At 62.7% G+C, this 23,784-nt stretch carries 22 protein-coding genes; 13 read left to right on the forward strand and 9 right to left on the reverse strand.

Annotated elements, in window-relative coordinates; all coding sequences use genetic code 11:
- Nucleotides 1-94: 94 nt before the first annotated feature.
- The 6 genes from IW252_RS00695 to IW252_RS00720 all read left to right on the forward strand — a co-directional run bounded on the left by IW252_RS00695 (nucleotide 95) and on the right by IW252_RS00720 (nucleotide 6,109).
- Complete coding sequence (locus IW252_RS00695) at nucleotides 95-1,510, forward strand: dipeptidase (protein ID WP_196834816.1); 1,416 nt, start codon at nucleotides 95-97, stop codon at nucleotides 1,508-1,510.
- 58 nt (nucleotides 1,511-1,568) lie between these two features.
- Nucleotides 1,569-1,943 carry an iron-sulfur cluster insertion protein ErpA gene (gene erpA / locus IW252_RS00700; RefSeq protein ID WP_196834817.1) on the forward strand — a complete coding sequence of 125 codons (375 nt, stop codon included), beginning with the start codon at nucleotides 1,569-1,571 and terminating at the stop codon, nucleotides 1,941-1,943.
- 226 nt (nucleotides 1,944-2,169) lie between these two features.
- Nucleotides 2,170-3,045, forward strand: a complete 876-nt coding sequence (gene ctaC, locus IW252_RS00705) for an aa3-type cytochrome oxidase subunit II (protein WP_331271379.1) — start codon at nucleotides 2,170-2,172, stop codon at nucleotides 3,043-3,045.
- Between the two features lie 6 nt (nucleotides 3,046-3,051).
- On the forward strand, nucleotides 3,052-4,770 hold the full coding sequence (gene ctaD, locus IW252_RS00710) for an aa3-type cytochrome oxidase subunit I (RefSeq protein ID WP_196834819.1): 1,719 nt from the start codon (nucleotides 3,052-3,054) through the stop codon (nucleotides 4,768-4,770).
- A 2-nt stretch (nucleotides 4,771-4,772) separates the two neighbouring features.
- The gene (locus tag IW252_RS00715) at nucleotides 4,773-5,174 is read left to right on the forward strand and encodes a cytochrome c oxidase subunit 4 (protein ID WP_196834820.1); all 402 of its coding nucleotides are present in this window, start codon (nucleotides 4,773-4,775) and stop codon (nucleotides 5,172-5,174) included.
- 155 nt (nucleotides 5,175-5,329) lie between these two features.
- Nucleotides 5,330-6,109 (forward strand): GntR family transcriptional regulator, encoded by a 780-nt coding sequence (locus tag IW252_RS00720; protein ID WP_408065753.1) that lies wholly within the window; start codon nucleotides 5,330-5,332, stop codon nucleotides 6,107-6,109.
- 258 nt (nucleotides 6,110-6,367) lie between these two features.
- Here IW252_RS00720 and qcrB read toward each other — a convergent pair whose 3' ends face one another.
- From qcrB to ctaE, 4 genes are all read right to left on the reverse strand, one after another.
- Nucleotides 6,368-8,038, reverse strand: a complete 1,671-nt coding sequence (gene qcrB, locus IW252_RS00725; protein ID WP_196834821.1) for a cytochrome bc1 complex cytochrome b subunit — start codon at nucleotides 8,036-8,038, stop codon at nucleotides 6,368-6,370.
- Between the two features lie 5 nt (nucleotides 8,039-8,043).
- The gene (qcrA, locus tag IW252_RS00730) at nucleotides 8,044-9,087 is read right to left on the reverse strand and encodes a cytochrome bc1 complex Rieske iron-sulfur subunit (RefSeq protein WP_196834822.1); all 1,044 of its coding nucleotides are present in this window, start codon (nucleotides 9,085-9,087) and stop codon (nucleotides 8,044-8,046) included.
- Between the two features lie 70 nt (nucleotides 9,088-9,157).
- A complete protein-coding gene (gene qcrC / locus IW252_RS00735; RefSeq protein WP_196834823.1) occupies nucleotides 9,158-9,946 on the reverse strand; it encodes a cytochrome bc1 complex diheme cytochrome c subunit in 789 nt (262 codons plus the stop codon).
- A 62-nt stretch (nucleotides 9,947-10,008) separates the two neighbouring features.
- A complete protein-coding gene (ctaE, locus tag IW252_RS00740; RefSeq protein WP_196834824.1) occupies nucleotides 10,009-10,647 on the reverse strand; it encodes an aa3-type cytochrome oxidase subunit III in 639 nt (212 codons plus the stop codon).
- Nucleotides 10,648-10,794: 147 nt separating this feature from the next.
- On the opposite strand from ctaE, the gene trpD reads away from it, so the two are divergent.
- The gene (gene trpD / locus IW252_RS00745) at nucleotides 10,795-11,853 is read left to right on the forward strand and encodes an anthranilate phosphoribosyltransferase (protein ID WP_331271380.1); all 1,059 of its coding nucleotides are present in this window, start codon (nucleotides 10,795-10,797) and stop codon (nucleotides 11,851-11,853) included.
- 3 nt (nucleotides 11,854-11,856) lie between these two features.
- Here the strand turns inward: trpD and IW252_RS00750 are convergent, their stop codons facing one another.
- Nucleotides 11,857-12,135 carry an Lrp/AsnC family transcriptional regulator gene (locus IW252_RS00750; protein WP_196834825.1) on the reverse strand — a complete coding sequence of 93 codons (279 nt, stop codon included), beginning with the start codon at nucleotides 12,133-12,135 and terminating at the stop codon, nucleotides 11,857-11,859.
- Between the two features lie 58 nt (nucleotides 12,136-12,193).
- Complete coding sequence (locus IW252_RS00755) at nucleotides 12,194-12,571, reverse strand: DUF3054 domain-containing protein (RefSeq protein WP_196834826.1); 378 nt, start codon at nucleotides 12,569-12,571, stop codon at nucleotides 12,194-12,196.
- A 90-nt stretch (nucleotides 12,572-12,661) separates the two neighbouring features.
- On the opposite strand from IW252_RS00755, the gene IW252_RS00760 reads away from it, so the two are divergent.
- The 6 genes from IW252_RS00760 (at nucleotide 12,662) to IW252_RS00785 (ending at nucleotide 18,114) form a co-directional block, all read left to right on the forward strand.
- Nucleotides 12,662-13,285 carry a winged helix-turn-helix transcriptional regulator gene (locus tag IW252_RS00760; RefSeq protein ID WP_196834827.1) on the forward strand — a complete coding sequence of 208 codons (624 nt, stop codon included), beginning with the start codon at nucleotides 12,662-12,664 and terminating at the stop codon, nucleotides 13,283-13,285.
- 169 nt (nucleotides 13,286-13,454) lie between these two features.
- Entirely contained in the window at nucleotides 13,455-13,883 is a 429-nt protein-coding gene (locus IW252_RS00765) for a hypothetical protein (protein WP_196834828.1), read from the forward strand.
- Nucleotides 13,884-15,222: 1,339 nt separating this feature from the next.
- Nucleotides 15,223-16,164 carry a putative RNA methyltransferase gene (locus tag IW252_RS00770; protein WP_196834829.1) on the forward strand — a complete coding sequence of 314 codons (942 nt, stop codon included), beginning with the start codon at nucleotides 15,223-15,225 and terminating at the stop codon, nucleotides 16,162-16,164.
- A gap of 32 nt (nucleotides 16,165-16,196) precedes the next feature.
- Nucleotides 16,197-16,676: an NfeD family protein gene (locus tag IW252_RS00775; RefSeq protein ID WP_331271381.1), complete on the forward strand. Its 480-nt coding sequence runs from the start codon at nucleotides 16,197-16,199 to the stop codon at nucleotides 16,674-16,676.
- A gap of 57 nt (nucleotides 16,677-16,733) precedes the next feature.
- Nucleotides 16,734-17,660, forward strand: a complete 927-nt coding sequence (locus IW252_RS00780; RefSeq protein ID WP_196834830.1) for an SPFH domain-containing protein — start codon at nucleotides 16,734-16,736, stop codon at nucleotides 17,658-17,660.
- A 112-nt stretch (nucleotides 17,661-17,772) separates the two neighbouring features.
- Nucleotides 17,773-18,114, forward strand: a complete 342-nt coding sequence (locus tag IW252_RS00785) for an RNA polymerase-binding protein RbpA (protein WP_196834831.1) — start codon at nucleotides 17,773-17,775, stop codon at nucleotides 18,112-18,114.
- A 97-nt stretch (nucleotides 18,115-18,211) separates the two neighbouring features.
- Here the strand turns inward: IW252_RS00785 and IW252_RS00790 are convergent, their stop codons facing one another.
- The 3 genes from IW252_RS00790 to IW252_RS00800 form a co-directional block, all read right to left on the reverse strand.
- Nucleotides 18,212-18,949: a polyprenol monophosphomannose synthase gene (locus tag IW252_RS00790; RefSeq protein ID WP_196834832.1), complete on the reverse strand. Its 738-nt coding sequence runs from the start codon at nucleotides 18,947-18,949 to the stop codon at nucleotides 18,212-18,214.
- 367 nt (nucleotides 18,950-19,316) lie between these two features.
- Nucleotides 19,317-20,924, reverse strand: coding sequence for an amidohydrolase (locus IW252_RS00795; RefSeq protein ID WP_331271382.1), 1,608 nt, complete (start codon nucleotides 20,922-20,924; stop codon nucleotides 19,317-19,319).
- Nucleotides 20,925-20,954: 30 nt separating this feature from the next.
- Nucleotides 20,955-23,777, reverse strand: a complete 2,823-nt coding sequence (locus IW252_RS00800; RefSeq protein WP_196834833.1) for a DEAD/DEAH box helicase — start codon at nucleotides 23,775-23,777, stop codon at nucleotides 20,955-20,957.
- Between the last annotated feature and the right edge of the window lie 7 nt (nucleotides 23,778-23,784).

The raw sequence follows: 23,784 nt of genomic DNA on the forward strand, positions 1-23,784 counted from the left end.
TCTATCCGGCCCGGGCCGCAGCGCCGAATGCGGCGGTGGTCTTCATCACGGCGGTGGGGGAGGAGCAGAGGGCAGCAGCGTTAGGCTGGACATCATGAGCACACCAGCAGAAACCGTAGATGTAGAGGCGATCGCCGCGCGGGTCCGGGAGGAGTTTTCCCGCACTCTGGATGACCTGAAGTCACTCGTCCGGATTCCAGGCGTCGCGTGGGATTCCTTCGACGCCGAGGACTTGGCGCGCAGTGCCGAAGAAGTCGCCGCTCTTGTGCGCAGCACCGGCATCGAGGATGTTCAGATCCTCACCGCGGAAAAGGAAGGTGGAGGCACCGGCAGCCCGGCCGTCGTGGCCCGCCGGCCAGCAAAAGCTGGCAAACCCACGATCATGCTGTACGCGCATCACGACGTGCAGCCGCCCGGGGATGCTTCGCTCTGGAACACGCCCGCTTTCGAGCCGACGCAGGTGGGGGACCGGTTGTACGGTCGCGGGGCTGCGGATGACAAGGCGGGCATTATGGTCCATATTGCCTCGCTGCGCGCGGTCTTGAACGTCGTCGAGGACTTTGGGGTCGGCGTGACGTTCTTCTTTGAGGGCGAAGAAGAGGCCGGCTCTCCGAGCTTCCGTCACTTCCTTGAAAAGTACCGGGACCTGCTCGTGGCAGACGCCATCGTTGTCGCCGATTCCACCAACTGGAAGGTTGGCACGCCAGCTTTGACGACCAGCCTGCGCGGGGTGTGTGCCGCCGAGGTAGAGGTTCGTGTGCTGGAGCATGCAGTGCATTCCGGAATGTTTGGCGGTCCAGTGCTGGATGCCCCGACTATTGCGGCCCGGTTGATCAGTACCTTCCACGACGACGACGGTGCGGTCGCTATCGACGGACTGGTCAGTCACGAGAGCGCCGAGGTGGACTATCCGGAGGCCGACTTCCGGCAGGATGCGTCCGTCGTCGAGGGCTACCGGCTCGCCGGCAAGGGGGCGTTGGCGGATCGGCTCTGGAATAAACCGGCACTGTCCATCATTGGCATGGATATCCCGGCCGTTGAGGTCTCGTCCAACACCTTGCTGCCCGTCGCACGGTTCAAGGTCAGCATTCGCCTCGCCCCCGGCCAGGACACGGAGCAAGCGGCCAACGCCTTGACCCGGCACATCGAAGCTCAGGAGGTCTTCGGCGCACACGTGACGGTGGACATCACGGAGTCCGGGCAGCCCTTTGCCGCGGACACGACGCAACCGGTGACCCAGGCGTGCCTGTGGGCCCTGCAACAGGCCTGGGACGTTGCTCCCGTGCAGATCGGCGTCGGCGGATCGATTCCGTTCATCGCGGACTTGCGCGACGTCTTCGCTGACGCGCAAATATTGGTCACCGGCGTCGAGGATCCGGATTCGCGAGCCCACAGCGCCAATGAGTCCTTGCATGTGGGTGATTTCGAACGAGCTGTGACGGCCGAGGCGCTGCTGTTAGCCCAGATGAATATTCAGGGGATGTCACAGGGCGCCGCACCCGTAGAATAGATACCGAAAGGCCGCTGCGGCCGTCCCCGCAGCGACCGACACCAGTTATGGAGGAACAATGACCGCCACAACCAATGAATCCACTGCGGACGCCACCGAGCTGCCATCACACGAGGTTCAACTGTCAGATGTCGCGGCAGAGAAGGTGCGGAGCCTACTCGAGCAGGAGGGACGCACGGACCTTCGCCTGCGCGTCGCCGTCCAGCCGGGCGGCTGCTCCGGCCTGATCTACCAGCTCTACTTCGACGAGCGCATTCTGGACGGCGATGCTGTCTGTGAGTTCGACGGCGTGGAGGTCGTCGTCGACAAGATGAGCGTGCCCTACCTGAACGGTGCAGCCATTGACTTCGAGGACACGATTTCGAAGCAGGGCTTCACGATTGACAACCCGAACGCAGGCGGCTCCTGCGCTTGCGGCGATTCGTTCCATTGAGTTCGTTCCCCGCGGGGAGTCACTCCGGCGGGACCAGTAGCAACAAACTGGGCCCGCCGGAGTTTCAGTCGGCAAAGAGCGGCGTCACAAGGTAAGCTCTACAGCGGGTAGTAAAACTATGCTTGCTCCTGCGAAGCCAGAGGTGCGTCTACTAAGGGCCGAGGGTCCTGCGGCGATGGCCAAGTCGGAGAGTCATTCAGCACAAAAAGAAGAGGAAGGGCCGTCTGTGAGTTCGCAAGACCGAACCAGCAGCCGTCGCTCGGCGAGGGCCAAAGTAGTCGCCCTAGGTGCCGCCGGCGCGTTGTTGTTGACGGGTTGTTCGGAGCAGGTCCAGCGGGGCTGGCTGCCGAACGAAGATCGGGATACCACCAATCACACGGGGATGTTGCAGGACCTATGGGTCAACTCGTGGATTGCTGCTCTCGCCATTGGACTCCTGACCTGGGGTCTGATCATTTGGTGCATCGTCGCCTATCGGCGCCGCAAGAACGACACGGGGTACCCGCGCCAGCTCAGCTACAACCTTCCGCTGGAGATTTTCTACACGGCTGTGCCGCTCATGCTGGTCATCACGCTGTTCATCTTCTCGGACTCGACGCAGCGCACGGTTGATGAGCCGGTCGACTCGCCGCTCGTGGTAGACGTTCGTGCCAAGCAATGGTCCTGGGATTTCAACTACTCGTACGAAGGCCAAGAGGCCTACTACGCGGGCATTCAGGGACACCTCACCGGTGAGGAGGGCGTCGAGGAAGAGCTGCCGACGCTGTACCTGCCGGTCGATGTCCCGGTGACGTTCGAACTCAACAGCCGTGACGTCATCCACTCATTCTGGATCCCAGCCTTCCTGCAGAAGCTGGACATGATTCCCGGGAAGACCAACTACATCTATCTCACCCCTCAAGTTGAGGGCACCTTCCAGGGCAAGTGCACGGAGCTGTGCGGCGAGTACCACTCGGAGATGCTCTTCAACGTTGAGGTGGTTTCCGAAGCCGAATTCCAGCAGCACTTGGACTCCCTGCCTGAGGGTCACCTGGGCGAGGAGTACGACCGCAAGCCGGGCGAGGTCGCCCAGCTCAGCACGAGCCACGGCGAAGGGGAGTAGGAGAACATGACTACCTACGAATACGCCACGGATGAGGCGAAGGCCGTCGCGCCGCGCGTGGTCCCGCAATCCAAGGGACGCATCATCGTCAATTGGATCACCTCAACGGACCACAAGACGATCGGCTACATGTACCTGATCGCCTCGTTCTTGTTCTTCTGCATCGGTGGCGTCATGGCGCTACTGATTCGCGCCGAGCTCTTCGAGCCGGGTATGAACATCTTGCAGTCCAAGGAGCAGTACAACCAGCTCTTCACGATGCACGGCACCGTGATGCTGCTGATGTTTGCCACGCCGCTCTTTGCGGGCTTTGCCAACGTGATCATGCCGCTGCAAATCGGGTCGCCGGACGTCGTCTTCCCGCGTTTGAACGCACTGGCCTTGTGGCTCTTTATCTTCGGATCCAGCATCGCCGTGGCTGGCTACCTCACCCCGCAGGGCGCCGCGTCCTTCGGTTGGTTTGCGTATGCCCCGTTGTCGAACACCACCTTCAGCCCCGGCGTGGGTGGGGACCTGTGGGTCTTTGGACTTGCACTGTCCGGCTTCGGTACCATCCTGGGCGCCGTCAACTTCATTACCACCATCATCTGCCTGCGTGCGCCGGGCATGACCATGTGGCGTATGCCGATCTTCACCTGGAACGTCCTGATCACCGCCATTCTGGTGCTGATGGCCTTCCCGCCACTGGCTGCCGCGCTGTTCGCACTCGGTGCCGATCGCCGCTTCGGGGCACACATCTTTGACCCCGAGTCAAGCGGGCCGATCCTGTGGCAGCACCTCTTCTGGTTCTTCGGCCATCCCGAGGTCTACATCATCGCGCTGCCGTTCTTCGGCATCGTCTCGGAGATCTTCCCGGTCTTCAGCCGCAAGCCGATCTTCGGCTACAAGGGCTTGGTCTACGCAACGATTGGTATCGCGGCGCTTTCCGTGGCGGTGTGGGCACACCACATGTACGTCACGGGCTCCGTGCTCCTGCCGTTCTTCGGCTTCATGACGATGCTGATCGCCGTGCCGACGGGCGTGAAGTTCTTCAACTGGATCGGAACGCTTTGGCGAGGTTCCATCACGTTCGAAACGCCGATGCTGTGGAGCATCGGGTTTATGGCCACGTTCCTTTTCGGCGGTCTGACGGGCATTATTCTCTCGGCCCCGCCGCTGGACTTCCACCTCTCCGACACCTACTTCGTCGTGGCGCACTTCCACTACGTTGTCTTCGGAACTGTGGTCTTCGCGATGTTTGCCGGGTTCTACTTCTGGTGGCCCAAGTGGACGGGCAAGATGCTCAACGAACGCCTCGGCAAGATCCATTTCTGGCTCTTGTTCATCGGCTTCCACGGCACCTTCCTGATTCAGCACTGGTTGGGCGTGATGGGTATGCCGCGACGCTATGCCGACTACCTCGTCGAGGACGGATTCACCACCATGAACCAGTTCTCCACGGTGTTCGCCTTCATCCTCGGCTTGTCCATGATTCCGTTCTTCTGGAACGTGTGGATTACCGCTCGTCACGGGCGCAAGGTTGAGGTAGACGATCCGTGGGGCTTCGGAGGGTCGCTGGAGTGGGCCACGTCGTGCCCGCCGCCGCGTCACAACTTCCACTCGATCCCACGCATCCGCTCCGAGCGTCCCGCATTGGATCTGCACCACCCTGAGCTGACGGGACGCACGACCCCGACCAGCGCAGCGGGTAAGGTTTTCGGCCCGGCTGACCAGAAGGACAAGTAACCATGAAGATTGAATCCTGGCTGTTCCTCGGCGGAACGTTCTTCTTCCTGCCCATCGCGCTGGTGTACGGCTTCATGACCGAATGGAGCGAGTGGGTCGGCATTCCGGGCTTGTTCATGCTCGTGGCACTGTCGCTGATGGTTGGCGGGTACTTGATGTTCACGGCCAAGCGGATTGGCAACCGACCAGAGGACCGCAACGACGGAGAGATTCACGAGAACGCCGGCGTCGTCGGTGCCTTCTCCCCGTGGAGCTGGTGGCCCATCTTCGTCGCCGGTAGCGCAGCGATTGGCTTCCTCGGGCTGGCCATCGGCTGGTGGGTCCTGTACATCGGTGCTGCACTCTCAGTCATTGCCGTGATTGGTTGGACCTACGAGTACAGCCGCGGAGACCACGCTCACTAACTCGGCACGTACTGGCCGTTTCATGCTGGGGCCTCACCCGTTCACGGGTGAGGCCCCAGCCTTTTTATGTCCTCACTCACTGTGGGAACCACAGTGCGGTCCGGGGTCTAGGATAGTGGTCTAGACGACGTCGTGAACCCTGGCAAAGGAGCTCCGTGGTTCTTCACAAGGCCCAGCCCATTGCTGGAACCATCGACCCCACGAGGGATGAGCCGAAGCACGTCCAGCTCAGGGACATCCTACGGCGGCACGCGAAGTCGACCTGCCGGCCGGGGGAGGCCCTGCCTTCAGAGCGCGACCTGGCTCTCAGCTTTGGACTCGCGCGCATGACGGTGCGTCAGGCGGTCGATTTTCTCGTCGAGGAGGGAACTCTTGAGCGCGTGGTCGGCGTTGGAACCTTCGCGGCACGCCCCAAGATGGATCTGCAGGTCAAACTGACGTCCTACTCCGAAGAAATGCAGCGACGGGGCATGGTGCCGGCGGCGCGGGTGCTGCGATTCGATGAGGTGCCGGCCGTGGGCCATTTGGCGCGCGAGATGGAACTGACAGACGGAGCCCCGGTGGTGCGTTTCCGTCGCCTCTTGCTGGCCGACGGCATGCCGATGAGCGTGGATGAGAATTATTTGCCTGCGCACCGCGTGCCGGGCTTTCTGGATGAGCCTGCACCCAGCAGCCTCTACAGCAGTCTTGAAGAGCGTTACGGACTGGTGATGCAGTGGGGGGAGGACCAGATCGAGGCGACGGCAGCAACCCCCGAGTACGCCCAACTTCTCGCGGTCGACCACGGGGCACCGCTTCTGAAGATTCAGCGCCATGCCTACGTTCGCCGTGAATTGGTGGACTATTCGATCTCATACTACAGAGCGGACCGCTACAAGCTGTGGGTACCGTTGCAACGCCCCGGGACGCGACGCACAGCAGCTTACGGAGGGTAGAGGGCAGGGATAACCCGCACTGGGACTCCGCCGGAGACTGTGGCAGCTACTGAAGACCATCACACGTGTCCTGGCGGCTCCTGAGCTCCTGACCGATGCAGAGGTGATGGCAGCGGTGCCCGTCTCCGGCCCAAAGTGGCTAGCGGCGTGTTAATAGGGTCGGCTGAGTCGCTTGCCTTAAGGGCGCGGACAAAACAAACGTGGGGTGGGTTCCATCCACGATGGAACCCACCCCACGTTGGGGAGAGGAAGGCCGACCTACTGGTCGAGCCCCTTCTTCTCGTCGGACTCAACGGCGTGATGTCCGTGATGGTGGGCGTGCGCCTCATCCAGTTCGGACTGCGTCACCGGCGCCACGCGATCTTCGAAGAAGAACTTCGAGATCTTTCCGCGAAGCTTCTCGGTGCGCGTGACGTGTCCCGCGCGATCAGCCTGAGCCGGGAGGACCTCATGTGAGGTGAACGCCGTCAGCTTGTAGAGCTTGTAGGGATCAACCTGCTCATGCCGCTCGCTGAATCCGCCCTCCGGGGACATCTCGATGATGCCGGCCTCGCGGCCATGGAGAACGATGTCACGGTCCTTGCGCTGCAGTGCCAGCGCGGTGCGCCGGGCGATCATGAAGCCGAGGATCGGCCCCAAGAAGAGGATAGCCCGCAGCCAGTAGGTGACGTCGTTGAGCGCGACTCCGAAGTGCGTTGCAGTCAGGTCCGACGAGGCCGCAGCCCACAGGACACAGTAGAAGATCACGCCCGCGACGCCGACGCCGGTGCGGAACGGCGCGTTGCGTGGCCGATCCAGCAGGTGGTGCTCGCGATCATCCTTGGTGACCCAACGCTCAACCCAGGGCCAGATGAACATGCCCACCAAGATGAGCACCAGCACAACGGCCGGAACCAAAACGCCCATGGCGAGAAGGTTGTCACCCCACGGGAACGGAATGATCCAGTCGAAGCTGAAGTCCCAGAGCTGTCCTGGCATCAGGCGAAGCGCGCCATCGGCCCAACCGATGTACCAGTCCGGCTGGGTACCCGCGGACACCGGTGACGGGTCGTACGGGCCGTAGTTCCAGATCGGGTTGATCGTGAAGAAGGCGGAGATGAAGGCCACGACACCGAAAACGATGAAGAAGAAGCCGCCAGCCTTCGCCGCGTACACCGGGCCGACCGGGAATCCGACAACGTTCTCTTCCGTCCGGCCTGGGCCAGGCCACTGCGTGTGCTTGTGGACCACGACCATGAAGAGGTGTACGGCGATCATGAGCAAAATCAACGCCGGAACCAGCATGATGTGCATCATGTACAAGCGCTGGATGACCGCCGTACCTGGGAATTCCCCGCCGAAGAGGAAGGCCGAAACGTACGTACCGACCAACGGAATGGCCTTGATGATGCCATCGATGATGCGCAGGCCGTTACCGGAGAGCAGGTCATCCGGCAGGGAGTAGCCGGTGAATCCGGCAGCCATGGCCAGTACCAACAGGACGCCGCCGACGACCCAGTTGAGTTCGCGTGGCTTGCGGAATGCGCCGGTAAAGAAGACGCGGAGCATGTGCACCGAGACAGAGGCGACGAACAGGAGAGCCGACCAGTGGTGGACCTGACGCATGAACAGGCCACCGCGGATGTCGAAGCTGATGTCGAGTGCCGTCTGGTAGGCGACGGACATGCCGACACCCTTCAACGGGTTGTAGGACCCGGTGTAGGTGATATGCGTCATTGACGGATCGAAGAAGAGCGTCAAGAACGTACCCGAGATCAGCAAGATGACGAAGGTGTAGAGCGCCACTTCGCCGAACATGAAGGACCAATGGTCCGGGAAGATCTTGCGTCCGAATTCCTTGACGATGGACGAGGCGCCGACTCGCTGATCGACGAAGTTGGCGATGCGGCCCGACTGGGTCTTGGGCTGGTAGACGGTTTCAGAGCTCATTGAAATTATCCACGCTCCCAGTATCCGGGGCCGACAGGTTCATGGAAGTCACTCTGGGCGACCAGGAATCCTTCATCGTCGACCGTAATCGGCAGCTGCGGCAGCGCATGGGCTGCCGGTCCGAAGATGACCTTGCACTCTTGAGTGAGGTCGAACGTCGACTGATGGCAGGGGCACAGCAAGTGGTGCGTGTGCTGCTCGTAGAGCGCCACGGGGCAACCCACGTGGGTGCAGATCTTCGAGTAGGCGACGATGCCGTTGTGGTGCCAATCCTCGCGACCCTCGGAAATATTGAGATCTTCCGGGTTCAGCCGCATGAGGAGGACGACGGCCTTGGCCTTCTGGTTGAGCCAGTCTTCGGCCTCCATCAGGCCCTCGGGAATGACGTGGAAGGCTGAGCCGATCTGCACGTCCGAGGCCTTGATGGGCGTACCGGACGGATCGCGGGTGAGGCGGACACCCTTGTCCCACATCGTGTGCCGGAGTCGATCAACAATCTGACCGGCACTTTCCTTCGTCAGGTCCAGATCGCGCAGGATGAAGACACCGGGAAGCGGCGCCAAGGCCAGTGCGCCAATCAGGGTGTTGCGGATGAGGGGGCGGCGCTGGATGCCGGACTCATCAATGATGGTGTTGACGATCGCCTCGGCGTCCTTACGGTCCTCTTCAGTGCGAACCGCGTGCCGGGATTCAGCGATCTCGTGATCCGGCATGAGGGTGCGTGCCCAGTGGACAATGCCGACGCCGATACCCAGCATGGCGAAGCCAGTGCCGAGGCCGAGCAGCGTGTTCTGCAGGCGAAGCTCCGCAATTGACTCGGTGTGCCCGACGGCGAAGTAGCCGACGAAGAAGAGCACGGTGCCAATGATGGAGATCGCGAAGAGGATCGCCACGTGGCGCTCTGCGCGCTTTGCTGCCCGCGGATCCGTATCGGTCAGTCGAGCCCGATGCGGCGGGAGGCCCGGGTCCTGGATCTTGTCCAGCTCACCCTCCTGAGCCTTAGCTACGGTGCCCGGCTGATCCGGACCGCCGTGACTATGGTCGCCCATGTTGTCTCTCATCCTTTGTTTCAAATGTTCTCGGTACGTAGTGATGCGGCATCGAGCCGCCGCATAAGGCTTAGGAGGGTCGCGACGTCAGCCAGATGGTGAAGGCAATGATGATGCCCAGGCCAGCCGTCCAGATGAAGAGCCCCTCAGCAACGGGTCCCAAGGAGCCGAGCTTGGCGCCACCGGGGGAGCCTTGGCTCTCAATTTCCTTGAGGAAGGTGATGACGTCGCGCTTGTCTTCGGGGCTGATGTTCGAATCATTGAAGACCGGCATGTTCTGGGGGCCGATCGCCATGGCCTCGTAGATGTGCTTTTCTTCGACGCCAGCCAAGGCCGGGGCGAACTTGCCGCGGGTCAGTGCGCCGCCGGCCGCGGCCGCGTTGTGGCACATCGCGCAATTGACGCGGAAGATCTCGCCACCCTTGGCGGAATTTCCCAGCGACGTGTCCAAGTACTCGGCTTCCGGCACTGCGGGACCGGCGCCGAGGGAGGCGACATAGGCGGCGAGCTGGGAGATCTGTTCGTCGTCGAACTGGACCGGCTTGGCCTCGGCCTGCGGGCCCTGCATCTGCATCGGCATGCGGCCCGTACCCACCTGGAAGTCCACCGACGCGGCACCCACGCCGATCAGTGAAGGACCAGAGTTGGTGCCCTCAGCATTCATTCCGTGACAGGTAGCGCAATTGGCCAGGAAGAGCTTTTCGCCTTCCTCGATGTCGCTTGCGCTGTAGCCGGTAGCGGCTTGGGCCTCGTTCACGCTGGTCGCTGCCGCGTAGAGGCCGCCCGTGACGAGCAGGCCCATCAGGAGCAGCGCGACTGCGGCGAGTGGATGCCGGCGCTTATGCGAAAGTGCCTTCACTTGCTGGTTCCTCACTAAATTCTTGGAAGTTGGTGGTGCGGTGTGGGCTACCGAGCCGTCGTCTACTTCAGGAAGTAGATGATGCCGAACAGGGCGATCCACACGACGTCGACGAAGTGCCAGTAGTACGACGTCACGATCGCCGAAGTGGCTTCAAAGTGGCCGAACTTCTTCGCGATGTAGGCGCGGCCGATGATGAGCAGGAAGGCGATGAGTCCGCCAGTGACGTGCAGGCCGTGGAAGCCAGTCGTCATGTAGAAGACGGAACCGTACGCGTTCGAGTTCAAGGCAACGCCGTGGTGGACGAGTTCGGTGTACTCGAAGGCCTGAACGGAGACGAAGATGGCGCCAAGGATGAACGTGAGGATAAACCACTCGATCATGCCCCACTTCTTCAGGTTCCACAGGCCTCCGGTGCGACGCGGCTGAAGATTCTCAGCAGCGAAGACACCGAACTGGCAGGTGAACGAGCTTGAAACGAGGATGATCGTGTTGATCAGAGCAAACGGAACGTTCAGCTTGTCGGTCTCCGTCGCCCACATCTCCGGCGACGCCGCACGGAGCGTGAAGTACATGGCAAAGAGCGCGGCGAAGAACATGAGCTCGCTGGCAAGCCAGACGACGGTTCCCACCGACACCATGTTGGGACGGTTCGGTGCAGCGTGCACCGGGGCATTGATGGCATGAGTCGCAGTTGTCACAGCCCTATTATGTCTAAAAAAGGGCGCTTCGCACCAATGCAGATCGCGCTGTGTGCCCCGATTTGACGCCTCTCGGGCCGTGTAGGCCCGGAATGACGGGGCAGAAACAATTCCGCGCTTTCTACAAAACGTAGATAACCTGTAGGCGTGTCAACGTTCAACGCCTCCGCAGAGTTCCAGAACTGGCCCTCGATCCTCTCCGCGCTGATCGCCGGAGAGAGCCTCAGCCGCGACGATGCGTCGTGGGCGATGAGAGAGATTATGGGGGGCAGTGCCACCGACGTTCAGATCGCTGGCTTCCTGGTCGCCTTGCGCTCTAAGGGGGAGACCGTTGATGAATTGACGGGCCTCGTGGAGTCCATGGTGGAGGCGGCTCAGCCGCTCACCATTGCCGGGGAAAAGCTGGACATCGTGGGTACTGGGGGAGACCGGCAGAATACGGTCAACATCTCGACCATGGCTGCGTTGGTGAGCGCCGGGGCAGGTGCCCGGATGGTCAAGCACGGGAATCGGGCAGCCTCCTCCTCGTCCGGATCGGCGGATGTACTTGAGGCGTTGGGGGTCCGGCTCGACACCCCGGCTGAGGCGCTGCCCCAGATTCTCGACGCGGCAGGCATTGCTTTTTGCTTCGCGCAGGTGTTCCATCCGTCGATGCGTTATGCAGCGGTCGCTCGGCGCGGGCTCGGCACGGCCACGGTGTTCAATTTTCTGGGCCCGCTGACTAATCCCGCGCACCCCACCGCTTCCGCCATCGGCTGCGCCGACGCGCGCATGGCTCCGCTCATGGCTGGTGTGCTCGCTCAGCGGGGGCGTCGCGGGCTCGTGTTCCGTGGCGACGACGGCCTGGATGAACTGACGACGACGTCGTCGAACAGGGTGTGGGAGGTCCGTGAAGGGGAAATCTCGGAACACGTTATTGATCCGACCGATTTTGGGCTCGCGAGAGTGTCGATCGACGAACTACGCGGGGGAGACGCCGCGTTCAACGCGGCAGTGGTGCGCGATGTTTTGGCCGGGGCCCGTGGGCCGGCGCGTGACGCCGTCGTCCTGAATGCCGCGGCTGGTCTGGTGGCTTACGACTCGACTGCCGACGGCGAGCTGGCCGATCGGCTGATCAGGGCCATCCAGCGTGCCGAGAGGTCGATCGACGAGGGATTGGCCCGAGGCGCCCTCGAGCGCTGGGTGACGGCCAGTCAGGACGCGTAGGAGTTACTCCAGGCCGAGCGAGAACGCCGCGTCCAGGTCGTGCTGTGAGTAAGCCCTGAAGGCGAGGTGCGTGGTGGTCTCCACGACGCCATCCACCTTGTTGACGCGGTGGGAAATGACCTCCGCAAGGTCTTCGTAGCGCGGAATACGCACAATCGCGATGAGGTCCCATTCGCCGGCGACGGAGTAGACCTCGCTCACCCCATCAAGTTCGGACAGGCGCTCCGCGCACTCCGGAATGCTATCGGTCTGGGCGTGAATCATGACGAAGGCGGTGACCATTTCAGGCTCCTTTGATCAGCGGGGAGGGCGCTCGACACCGCGGACCGCGGCGTTGCCCTTACAGCTTAGGTGATGCATCCGGCGACTTCCGGCGGGCCAGGAAGCCTGTCACGAGGCGTCGGCCGAGCAGCAGGATACCCAGCGTGACGGTCGTGACGATCACGAACGCCAGTGCCGCTGTGTCGCCAAAAATCACGCGCAAGGCGAGACCAAATGCGACGACGCCTAGCCAGGTCATCACACCCTGCGGCCACAAGCGATCGCTGGTGACGGGGTAGCGGGTCATGGATGCGAGGGCCAGAAGTGCCAAGAGAAAGGGGGCTGCGGTGCCGAGAACCCCGAGCACGTCCAGCCCGTGTTCATGAGTACGCCGGCCGATGGCGGCAAAGATGATGATGAGAACGGCATCGAGCAGTAAATTCAGGGTCCAGCGCATCGTGTCAGTCTAGGTGCTGACCAGTCCATCCATCTCATCCAACAAGCCCTAACCATTGTATAGTCAGAAACAAAGAGCTAGCATTGTGGAATGCTGGTAGTCACGATTGATCAACGCAATTCCCGGCGCCGCCCTGACTTAGTCGACGATTTGCTGGACCGCCTCAATGGTGCGAGTGCGCCGGTGCGCGCCTTCCAGCGGACCGCTGGTGATGAGGTCCAAGCCGTGTTCGACCAAGCCGAGGAAGCCGTTCGAGTGTCTTTGGACGCTGTGTCGATGGGGGACTGGAGCGTTGGTATCGGCATCGGACGGGTGGACGTGCCATTGCCCCGGGAGACGCGCGCCGGGCGAGGGGAGGCCTTCGAAATGGCCCGCGATGCTGTGGAGCGTGCCAAGTCCTCCAATGGACGGCTTGCCCTGACGGCGGCCGAGGCGGGCGCGGATCGTCTCGAGGCGGAACTGCAAATGATCGCCACCGTTGCCTTGCGGCGGACGGCTACGGCGCAGGAGGCGGGGGAGTTGTTGGCCTCAGGGCTCACGCAGCGCGACGTGGCCGAACGCTTGGGAATCAGCCAGCAGGCCGTCTCGAGCCGGTTGGCGTCAGGCCTGTGGTACGAGACCCAGCGGCTCCTGGACTGCGCGCTCGCAGCTGCTGCTGATCTGAACGCTCGTGTGGACGGCGGCAACACGTCGCCACGTGTGCGCCCATCGTGAGGGAAGTCAGTGAGACAGTGATGATTGATGCTTCGCGGAGAGGGGTCAAGGAAGGAATGCTGTGCACTGGCTTGGTTTAGGTCTCTTGGCGGCTCTTGCCGCACTATCCGTCGTCGTGATCATCCGCTCGTGGCGACCGGCAGCGCCACGTCCGCACACCGCCGTTGCCGTGACAGCCTTGATACTCCTCGCCGGAGCCGGGATCAGTGGGGCTGTGGGTGTCGACGACGGATTGCCGGTCACCGTGGCGGTGATCGCCTCCGTGGCGGTGGCGACGGTCGGCGGCGGGCCTGTGGCTGAAGTGATCTTTCGCTGGGCGTCGTTCCGTGGGGGCGAAGCACAAGCGTCTGACGAAGGGGACGTGACCCATCATGTCCTGCGCGGAGGGCTCTGGATCGGCCTCATGGAACGGGTGGCTATTGCTTCAACGCTCTGGGCGGGCTGGCCTGAGGGGTTGGCAGTTGTTTTGGCTGTCAAAGGCCTAGGTCGATTTACCGAGCTCAAGCAGCACGCTGCTGCCGAGCAATTCATTCTCGGTACGTTCGCGAGCGTCCTCTGGGCCTGCGCGGCCTACGGGGTCGGGCTGCTTCTCATCTAGTCGGCAGCCCGGTCGAGGCGGCTGCAAACGCATCAGGTGGACATGGAGAGCGGGGCTCCGCGCCATTTAGTTGACATAATGTACATTATCGGTGACATAGTCAGGTGGGTGAGAGGCCCGGAGTTTCGGGCCTACGCGTCCTAGCGTGGTGAACTATTCCTCGGCGGCGCCTCGGTTGAACTCGGGCCTTTGGGTGTTAGCCACAGCAAACACACGACGACGCCGCCCGAGTCCCGCTGGTTTTACTCCTGACGCTGGATTGGTCACCACAAGCGAATGAACCGTCCGCAAGATGGTCCGGTGGCTTGGGCGCAGCGGGAAAGTGAAAGTTTGGCCTGCGACGCATCCATCTCATCGATCTGCGACGAGGCAGCAGTAAATGACAAGGGAAGATTGTCAGCTCCGGCGCCGTTCCTTGTCTCGGTGCCGCATTGGATGGTGCCTGCTCGGCGGGAGTTTGAGACAAACGCCTATCGTTTTCTCTCGACCGCTCGCGCGGAGGTCACCAGGAGCCAAAGCGCGGACAGTAGCAAAAACACACCCAGCCAAGTCCTTCCGGAGCCAGTGAGGAGTTGTGCCATTCCTGCCATCAGGACAATCATGCTGATGACGAGAAGTGCGATCCGTCGTTTTCGAGACATGGACACCCCTTCGTCGGTGTGTTTGCCAAGACGATGTGCTGCTCGGGTCATTGGGAACTCTTTGAAGCTAACTTCTTAGTGCACTTTGCGTCAATAGTCATGAGGGCTAGTTGTCTTGGCCCGTCGAAACCACCAGAGGCCGGCTCCAGCACCTCCGTGTGCTCGCCGCAGACTTCCGCGCCGTCACCAGAGCCTCCTGAGGTTTGCCCTGGCTACGGGTGGGCTCAACCACGCGCTACGCCATAAAGCGTGGCGGGTCGGGTGGCATTTTGGCGCGAGTCGCCTTCAGGCGCCTGAGTATTCAACTGCCTATTGTTCGATAGCCGTGACGACCAGTAAATCTTCCGGCGCGATGAACTTCTCATCGCTTCCTTCTCAGTGAAGAGAAGGCTGTGTTTGGCCTTCCCACTCCCCTGCGTTTCGAGGTGCGTGAAGTGGCGCTGAAAACGCTATGTGTTGCACAGGTCACAGAACAGGAGTTTCGGCAGTTTTCGTGAAGATCCGGTTTCGCCGCCGCATGATCCACATGACGCGGATGCTTTCCGTGAGGTGCCGTGGCCGGCGGATAGGGTGATGCCATGGCGGCGGAGTCACCGTGCGCAACGGATACATCGGGAGGTGGCGTGGAGAACGCGCAGTCGAGCGAGCCTAGCGGTACGGGGATCACTCCCGGAACGGACGAGTGGCTCAGGTGCCCGGTGTGCACGCGAGAACTGCAGCGGGTGGAGGCTCGTCGGTTGGAATGCGCTTCCGGTCACCGGTTCGACGCGGCAAAGCAGGGGTACTTCAACTTCCTCACTGGACGCGGGACCACCTTTCGCGAGGATACGGCGTCCATGGTGGCCGCGCGTGCGGACTTTCAGTCCGCCGGTCACTACGAACCGCTCGCCGATCGCGTGGCCGAACTGGTCGCGGAACATTTCACGGTTGCCGGCGCCGAGTCCGGCGAAGGGCGACAAGTCAAAGTCCTCGATGTGGGAGCAGGGACCGGCTATTACCTAGGACGCGTACTCACGCGCATGACGGCGCCCAGCGGTGACCGTCAGGGCGCGGTGGTGCAGCAGAGCGAACCACCGCCCAGGGCGATCGCGATGGACATCTCCCGGTATGCGATGCGCCGAGCCGCCAAGATTCCCGGTGTCCTCGCGGTGGTGTGGGACGTCTGGCGGGCGTGGCCCATCGCGGACGCCAGCGCCGACGTCGTCCTCAATATCTTTGCGCCACGCAACGGCGACGAATTCGTTCGTACCGTGCGGCCAGGCGGTCTCGCCGTCGTCGTTACTCCCCTGGCGAATCACTTGCGTGAAGTGGCTGAACCGCTGGAACTGCTCGAGATGGCCGACGATAAGGAGCGAGCCGTTCGTGAGCGCCTCGGCGATCTGTTCGAGGAGGTGGCCAGCGAGCGCGTCAGTGGTGAACTCAAACTGTCTCGGACCGACGCGGTGCGCCTGTCCGTGATGGGGCCTGCGGGGCATCATGTGGATCCGGCTTCGCTTGAAGCGCGGTTGCGTGGGCTTCCTGAACCGCTTCGAGCGACTGCTGCCTTCCGCATTCAGGTTCTGCGCCGGCGTGCCGTCAGTAGGCCGAAGCAAAATCGTCCTGAAGAGGGACGCTTTGGCGCGACTGATCGGGCAAAATAGGTTGCGTGGGGCGAAAGGCGTCCGCACTAGACGTGAGTGGTGAAGTATCGATGTTCGAATGGATCGTCGCCAACGGCTGGGTTTTCTGGCTGGCGCTCTTCCTCATACTGGCGATCATCGAGGTCATGTCTCTGGACCTCTACTTCATCATGCTGGCCACCGGTGCGCTTGCGTCAGTCTTTACCGCGCTGGCGGGGGGCGAATTCTGGCTACAGACGTTGGTATTTTCCGTCGTCTCCCTCATCATGATCCTGTTCCTGAGGCCGATTGCGCTCAGGCATCTCCAGCGTGGTCCGGCCGATCAGCTCACCAACGTCGACCGCCTCATCGGGTTGGACGCCTTGGTGTTGGAGCCCACCACGCGGCTGGCTGGACGCGCCAAAATCGGCGGAGAGACGTGGACGGCTCGCCACGACGGCGAGGGGACGCTCGAACCGGGGACCTACGGCCGAGTGAATCGGATCGACGGTGCCACCGCCTACATCACGCCACGAGAGGCCATGACCGACTGACCATCGGTCTCCGACGGGCCGCCACCGCCGGCGGGCCACCAACACGAGGGGTTGAACATGTCCGAAACGTCCAGTCTTGGCACAGCGATCGTCCTGATCGTCTTAGCGATCTTCGTGATCGTAGTTCTGCTGAGGTCCATCCGGATTGTTCCGCAGGCACGGGCCGGCATCGTCGAACGGCTCGGGAAGTATCACCGCACGCTTGGTCCGGGGCTGACGCTGCTGATCCCGTTTATCGACCGCTTGCTGCCCATGCTGGATCTGCGTGAACAAGTCGTGAGCTTTCCGCCCCAGCCTGTGATTACCGAGGACAACCTCGTGGTTTCCATCGACACGGTGGTGTACTTCCAGATCACCGAGCCGCGCGCCGCGACTTACGAGATCGCCAACTACATCCAAGCGGTCGAGCAGCTGACCACGACGACGCTGCGCAATGTGGTCGGTGGGCTCAATCTCGAAGAAGCGCTCACCAGCCGAGACCAAATCAACGGCCAGCTACGTGGCGTCCTCGACGAAGCGACCGGCAAGTGGGGCATCCGCGTCTCGCGCGTTGAGCTGAAAGCCATTGACCCTCCCCTGTCCATCCAGGACTCGATGGAGAAGCAGATGCGTGCCGAGCGCGATCGACGCGCGGCCATCCTGACCGCCGAAGGGACCAAGCAGTCGGAAATTCTGACCGCGGAGGGTGAGCGGCAAGCGGCGATCCTTGCGGCTGAGGGTGACGCCAAGGCGGCGATTCTTCGGGCCGACGGCGAGGCGCAGGCCATCCAAAAGGTCTTTGACGCCATTCACGCCGGCAATCCAGACCAAAAGCTGTTGGCCTACCAGTACCTCCAGACGTTGCCGAAGATTGCCGAAGGCTCATCGAACAAGTTGTGGATCATCCCCAGCGAGTTCGGCGAGGCGCTGAAGGGCATCGGCGGTGTCCTCGGAAATGTGCAGCCAGATCGAAGCGCTGGCAACGGTCAGCACACAGCAAGCTAGCTTCTGCGTATAATTGATGGCTGGATTGCGTGGACCTGCTGGGAAGAACTGGTGGCTCCGCGTACGTTATAGAACAACGTCGTGAAGCGTTACTGACGCAGTAGGGAGAGTAATGAGCGATCGCAGTCTGCGGGGAATGCGCTTGGGCGCGCAGAGCATGGAGTCCGAGGCCGGCGTCGAGCCCGCGCCGCGCCAGCGCGTTGAATACCGGACCGAAGACGGTGAACAGGTCTTCGTCACCTTTTCCTCCGAGGCGGAGATTCCAGCGACCTGGGTCTCGAAGAGCGGTAAGGAAGCGCTGCTCGTCAACGGCCAGAAGCCGGAAGAGGACAACGCCAAGCCGGTACGCACCCACTGGGACATGCTGCTTGAGCGCCGCTCAGAGGAAGAACTCGAGGAGATTCTGGAGGATCGACTCCAGAAAATTCGTGAGGCTCGCGGCGAGGCTGTCTAATCCACACCTCGCCGATCGGGGCAGAGAAGTCAAAGGGCGGGGCGCCACACCATCCAAGGTGTGGCGCCCCACCCTCTTGGTGCGGGCAAAGGTGACCTTAGCGGGAAGAGCGTTCCTGGCCGCGCAATCGTGCCCAACGGGCTGCCAGGCCCCAGCGTGTGACATTGAGCATCGCCTCGACGACGATGTTTCCGCTCATTTTCGAGACGCCCAACTCGCGCTCGACAAAGGTGATCGGCACCTCGGCAATTCGGAATCCCAGCCGGGCCACGCGGAACGTCATGTCCACCTGGAACCCGTAACCGACCGACTCGATGGTGTCGAAGTCAATCGCCTCGAGTGTTTCGCGGCGGAAAGCCCTGAAGCCGGCCGTTATATCCCGCACCCCGAGCCCCAGCAGCGTGCGTGCGTACAGAGAGCCGCCCCGCGAGATCAACTGGCGCAACACCGGCCAGTTGACGACGCTGCCGCCGGGAACCCAGCGGGACCCGATCACGAGGTGTGCCTGAGGCACCTTGGCCAGCAGGCGTGGGAGGTCTTCCGGGCGGTGGGAACCGTCCGCGTCGAGCTCCACGAGGACGTCGTAGTCGCGTTCTAGGCCCCAACGAAACCCGGCGATGTAGGCCGCTCCTAGGCCTTCCTTGCCTTTTCTGTGCATCACGTGGACCTGTGAGTCCTCGGCAGCGATCTGATCGGCCCACGCCCCGGTGCCGTCCGGGCTGTTGTCGTCGGCGATCAGCACGTCCGATTCGGGGACGGCGGCACGCAGGCGCGCCAGAGTCACCGGGAGCGCCTCAATCTCGTTATAGGTCGGGATGATCGTCAGTACGCGCACGGAACAGGTCTGTCCTTTGCTCAGGGGTGGTGGTCAAGCGACAAGTATACGGGCGTCGAAGGCCCGCGGTGCGTCACTGGGTGCGCAATGCGCGACTCTTGGGGGCGACAAGGAAAAGCCCCGATGACTTCGGACCAATGGCGGCACACTCCCCCATTGTTTTCTAATGCCATCGGGGCTTTCCCCTGATTAAGTTGCCGGCGCTCCGGCTCAGCAGGTCCACGAAGCTATGGAGAGCCCAGATCGGTTCCTGCCGGTGATTCACCAGCCTAGTGGCTCAGACGGGACTGTCAACCGTTAGGTGACCAGCAAAAACAGGTCGAGAACCTAGTCAGTTGCGGAAAATGCGGCCCGCGTTAAATCTCCATTACACGCCGCTCAGCACGCCTGCAGAATACAACGTGCGCCCTGCACGGACGGTCAAAAGGCAGTGGGGAAATTCACTGTCTAGTGCCGGCAGCATGGGGGTGCCGGCCCGCGCGTCAGTACTCCACGACGCCACTCGGCTGTCCGGGGTCTGGACCATGAGCTCTGATGCGGACCAAACGGCGAAGGTCGCGTCTGCTCCCGGAACGAGTTGACCATCGAAGGGTACCTGCGCCCCAGCGGCGCGATAGCCAGCCCTGGTGTGGGCGAGAAAGGCCGCGCGAGCCGAGATGCGCGAGTCGGCGGCGCGCAACTCGAGGCAGGCCTTCACGGCCCCCCACGGGTCCACCGGGCGTACGGGTGCGTCGGACCCAGTGCACACCGGCACACCAGCACTGAGCAGGCGCCCCATCTGATTCATCCGATCCGCGCGCTCTGCTCCGAGCCGTTCCTCGTAGAGCCCTCCGGGGCCCGCCCAGGCGGCGTCAAAGGTGGGCTGCATGGACAGCGTCACCCGGTAAGCCAACAAGACGTCGAGGGTGTCATCGTCGATCATTTCTGCGTGCTCCAGGCGGTGTCCGACGCGTTGTAACGCCTCGGCGCCGACAATGTCCGCAGCGGACCGAAAGCCCGAGGCCGCTGCGGCGGCGCCGGCGTCGCCGATGACGTGGAAACCCGCCTGAATGCCAGCACGCGTGCAGGCAACGAGGTGAGTGGCAATCAGCTCGGCGCTCAGCGCGAGCGTCCCTCGTTCCCCAGGGGCGTCGGCGTAGTCGCGGTGTAGTGCCGCGGTCCGCGAACCAATGGACCCGTCGATGTTGAGGTCTCCGCCCAGCCCTGCAAAAGCCGGCCCAAAAGAGGAAGCCAGGTCCCGGGCCTCGCTCTCATCTGAGGTCAACCCGGCCCAGTAGAGGCGAACCAGCGGCACGGAGTCACCCTCCGCTGCGAGTAGTTCTTCCAGCAAGGCAGCATCGTGCCGGCCACTGATGTGCGGTGCTGACATCTCCGCGACACCGGCATAGCCATGGGAGGCGAAATGCGTCAGGGCGGCACGCTGATAGCGGCGGCGTTGCGCGTCGTCGTAGTCCAGCGCACGCGCGCGCACCGGCAAATGGTCCTCTCCCGACACGTATGCGCTGGGCAGCGATTCTGCGGCGGCGAGCGGCCCACCCACCAGCGCGGAATGGACATCGACGCGGGCTAGGTAGACGTCCGCACCGGCGCCGGCGGCGTCCAACTCTGCGCGGGTCGGGAGGGTGGGATCTGACCAATTGCTCTCGTCCCATCCGTAACCCACGATGGGCGAGCCCGGTTCAGCGGCGGCCCGGGCCCGCACGGCTTCCAGCAACTCCTCGCGGGAGCCGATCGACATCAAATTGAGGTGATCCAGCGCCGCCCCAACCTCCGTGAGATGCACGTGCGAGTCGAAGAACGCTGGTGCAATGAGCGCGCCTTCTAGATCCACGTGCAGCGTGTCCTCGTCGATCAGCGCTGAGGCAGCAGGATCCTGCCCAATCCACGCGATCGTTCCATCTACCACCAGCATGGCGGTCGCGAATGGGTCCGCTGGCGAGTAGATGGATCCATTGCGGTACATGAGGCGTGACAAACGAATAGTCCTCTTTCGATACGTGCGTCGCTATTCAGCGACGCTGGAATAGGCCACGACGCCGCGACGCACCAGATCGACGGCGTCGCGGCAGGTGGCGGTGAACGTGGCCGGCACGTTGGGCACTTTGGCCAGCTGATCCAACGAGTCGATCACCTGCTTGGCCCAGCGCACAAAGTCGCCGGCGGCGAAGTCAACGCCGCGCAGGCACTCTTTGAGGTCTTGACCTTGAGCCCACTTGAACATGGGCCAGATGAGGCCGGACTCGGGTTCGGCGGTCTCGGGGAGTTTCTGCTCCTGTTCGGCATCGCTGAGCTCGCTCCAGCGACGCACCGCGGTGTCCCATGCGGCGGTCATCGCGCGCGTCGGTAGCCGTGGATGGACCACCTGGTCTTCGCGCTTGGCCTGATAGACGAGGGCCGTGATGACCCCCGCCAGTTCCGCGGCATCAAGCTCGTAGAGCGCCCCGGACTCCAAGACCAGCGAGGTCAAGAGATCCCGCTCGCCATAAATACGCCGGAGGCGGTCTCCTGCAGGAGTCGTATTGATGGCACCGGAATCGGCATCTGTGTGGAGGTAGTCGTAGGACTCGAGGACGGCACAGACGCGGTCAAACGTCTTGGCGATGGTGTTGGTGCGCCCACGGATCTGCCGGGTGAGGTGATCCGTTTCTGCCTTGAGCTTGGTCCAGCGCTCTCCCCATCGTGCGTGGTCCTCGCGCTCGGAGCAGCCGTGACAGGGGTGCTGCTTGAGCTGGCGGCGCAGCTGCGCAATGCGCTCCTCCTGCCGCGCGTTGCCTCCAGCGAACTCGAAGCCGGCAGCGTTTCGGCGCGGCGGCCGGCCGTCATGGAGGGCGTTGCGGATCGTGGCTGCCAAGTCCCTGCGCTCCTTCGGAGACTTTCCGGTGAAGCTCTTGGGGACTTTGATACGGGAGACAATACGCGCGGGACCGTCCAAATCATGCGCACTCAGGCGGCGGATCTGTTTGTCCTCTGTCAGCACGGTGGGTCGTGGATCACGATGTGAATCGGACAGTTTGATCACGGCGCACCGCCCGAGGTGACGCGGCCCGGATGGGTCAACAACGTCTCCCACGGCCAGCTGGAGCAGCGATTCCTCCGCCGCGTCGCGGCGAGCCCGGCTCGCGGCGCGAGAGGCATTCTTTTCGGCGTCGGTGAGTTCCCGGCGCAGATTCGCATACTCCGAAAAGTCTCCGAGATGGCACTGCATCGCTTTGGCATAGCCAGCGAGGGACTCTTGTCGGCTTCGCACCTGGCGCGCGAGGCCGACCACGGAGCGATCAGCCTGGTACTGCGCAAAAGACGATTCGAGAATGGCGCGTGCACGATCGCGTCCAAATTGCGCAAAGAGGTTCAGGCTCATGTTGTACGTGGGCCGGAAGCTCGAATTCAGCGGATAGGTGCGGCGGGATGCGAGCCCCGCCACGGCGGCAGGGTCTGTGCCCGGTTGCCACTGCACGACGGCGTGGCCCTCGACGTCGATTCCCCGGCGCCCGGCCCGTCCCGTTAGCTGGGTGTACTCCCCCGCCGTGACCGTCACGTGAGACTCTCCGTTGAATTTCTCGAGCTTCTCCAGCACCACGGACCGGGCGGGCATGTTCACGCCCAACGCCAACGTTTCTGTGGCGAAGACGGCCTTGATGAGGCCTTCAGCGAAGAGCTGTTCGACCACTTCCTTGAAGTTGGGCAGGAGCCCCGCGTGGTGGGCGGCCAAGCCGCGCACTAACCCCTCTCGCCAGCTCCAGAAGCCCAGCACCTCGAGATCTTCTCTTGGCATTTGGGCGGCCGCGCGGTCGACGCGCTCGGCGATAACGGCAGCGTCCTCGCGGGTGGTGAGTGCCAGCCCGCTGCGGACGCACTGATCCACGGCGGCGTCGCATCCTTTGCGGGAGAAGATGAACACGATGGCCGGCAGCAAGCCGGCTTGGTCCAGTGACAGAATCATCTCAGGACGCGAGACTTTGTGGCTGACCTGGGGACGATCGCCACGTTGATGGCCGTGCCCGCGTCGTCCCCTTCCACTACCTCCGCGGTGACCGCCGCGGTACCGCCCCTGCGGGCCGCCACGAGCGTCGCGTTGGGCGAACTTGACGAGCTCAGGATTGACCTGAGGGCCGTGTTCCTCCTCGTCGGCGGCTTCGTCGAAGGAGACATCGGAGGCAAAGAGATCAATGATCCGCCCGTTGGCCATCACGTGTTGCCACAGCGGAACTGGGCGGTGCTCGGAGACCACAATGGCGGTATCCCCGCGCACCGTGTCGAGCCATCCGCCGAACTCCTCAGCGTTGGACACCGTGGCACTGAGGGAAATCACCTGAACATCCTGTGGCAGGTGAATGATGACCTCTTCCCACACGGCACCGCGGAACTTATCCGCGAGGTAGTGCACTTCGTCCATGACCACGAACCCGAGCCCGGCGAGGGTATCTGACTCCGCATAGAGCATGTTGCGCAGGACCTCGGTGGTCATGACGACGACGTCGGCTTCACTATTGATGCTGGTATCACCGGTGAGCAAGCCGACGCGGTCAGCGCCGTAGCGGTCGGTGAGTTCTTGGAACTTCTGGTTGCTCAGCGCCTTGATCGGCGTCGTGTAAAAGGCCTTCTGTTGACGAGCCAGCGCGAGGTGGATGGCGAACTCGCCGACCACCGTCTTCCCGGCGCCGGTCGGGGCGGCGACCAGGACGCCGCGGCGGGCTTCGACGGCGCGGCAGGCATCAATTTGGAACGGGTCCAGCTCAAAACTGAGGGATTCACGGAAGGCATAGAGCTCCGTTTTGGCGTCAGCGGCGCGTTGCTTCGCGGCCGCGTACTTCTCTGCGGGGGAAGTCATGGTGCGG

This window comes from Zhihengliuella flava, from assembly GCF_015751895.1.
GTDB lineage: Bacteria > Actinomycetota > Actinomycetes > Actinomycetales > Micrococcaceae > Zhihengliuella > Zhihengliuella flava.

Coding starts and splice junctions, on each gene's coding strand:
- qcrA (WP_196834822.1), bottom strand. CDS start 9,087: ATGGGCGACCATAGTCACGGCGGTCCGGATCAGCCGGGCACCGTAGCT.
- IW252_RS00760 (WP_196834827.1), top strand. CDS start 12,662: ATGCTGGTAGTCACGATTGATCAACGCAATTCCCGGCGCCGCCCTGAC.
- IW252_RS00800 (WP_196834833.1), bottom strand. CDS start 23,777: ATGACTTCCCCCGCAGAGAAGTACGCGGCCGCGAAGCAACGCGCCGCT.
- IW252_RS00780 (WP_196834830.1), top strand. CDS start 16,734: ATGTCCGAAACGTCCAGTCTTGGCACAGCGATCGTCCTGATCGTCTTA.
- IW252_RS00755 (WP_196834826.1), bottom strand. CDS start 12,571: ATGCGCTGGACCCTGAATTTACTGCTCGATGCCGTTCTCATCATCATC.
- IW252_RS00750 (WP_196834825.1), bottom strand. CDS start 12,135: ATGGTCACCGCCTTCGTCATGATTCACGCCCAGACCGATAGCATTCCG.
- qcrB (WP_196834821.1), bottom strand. CDS start 8,038: ATGAGCTCTGAAACCGTCTACCAGCCCAAGACCCAGTCGGGCCGCATC.
- IW252_RS00695 (WP_196834816.1), top strand. CDS start 95: ATGAGCACACCAGCAGAAACCGTAGATGTAGAGGCGATCGCCGCGCGG.
- IW252_RS00785 (WP_196834831.1), top strand. CDS start 17,773: ATGAGCGATCGCAGTCTGCGGGGAATGCGCTTGGGCGCGCAGAGCATG.
- ctaD (WP_196834819.1), top strand. CDS start 3,052: ATGACTACCTACGAATACGCCACGGATGAGGCGAAGGCCGTCGCGCCG.
- erpA (WP_196834817.1), top strand. CDS start 1,569: ATGACCGCCACAACCAATGAATCCACTGCGGACGCCACCGAGCTGCCA.
- IW252_RS00715 (WP_196834820.1), top strand. CDS start 4,773: ATGAAGATTGAATCCTGGCTGTTCCTCGGCGGAACGTTCTTCTTCCTG.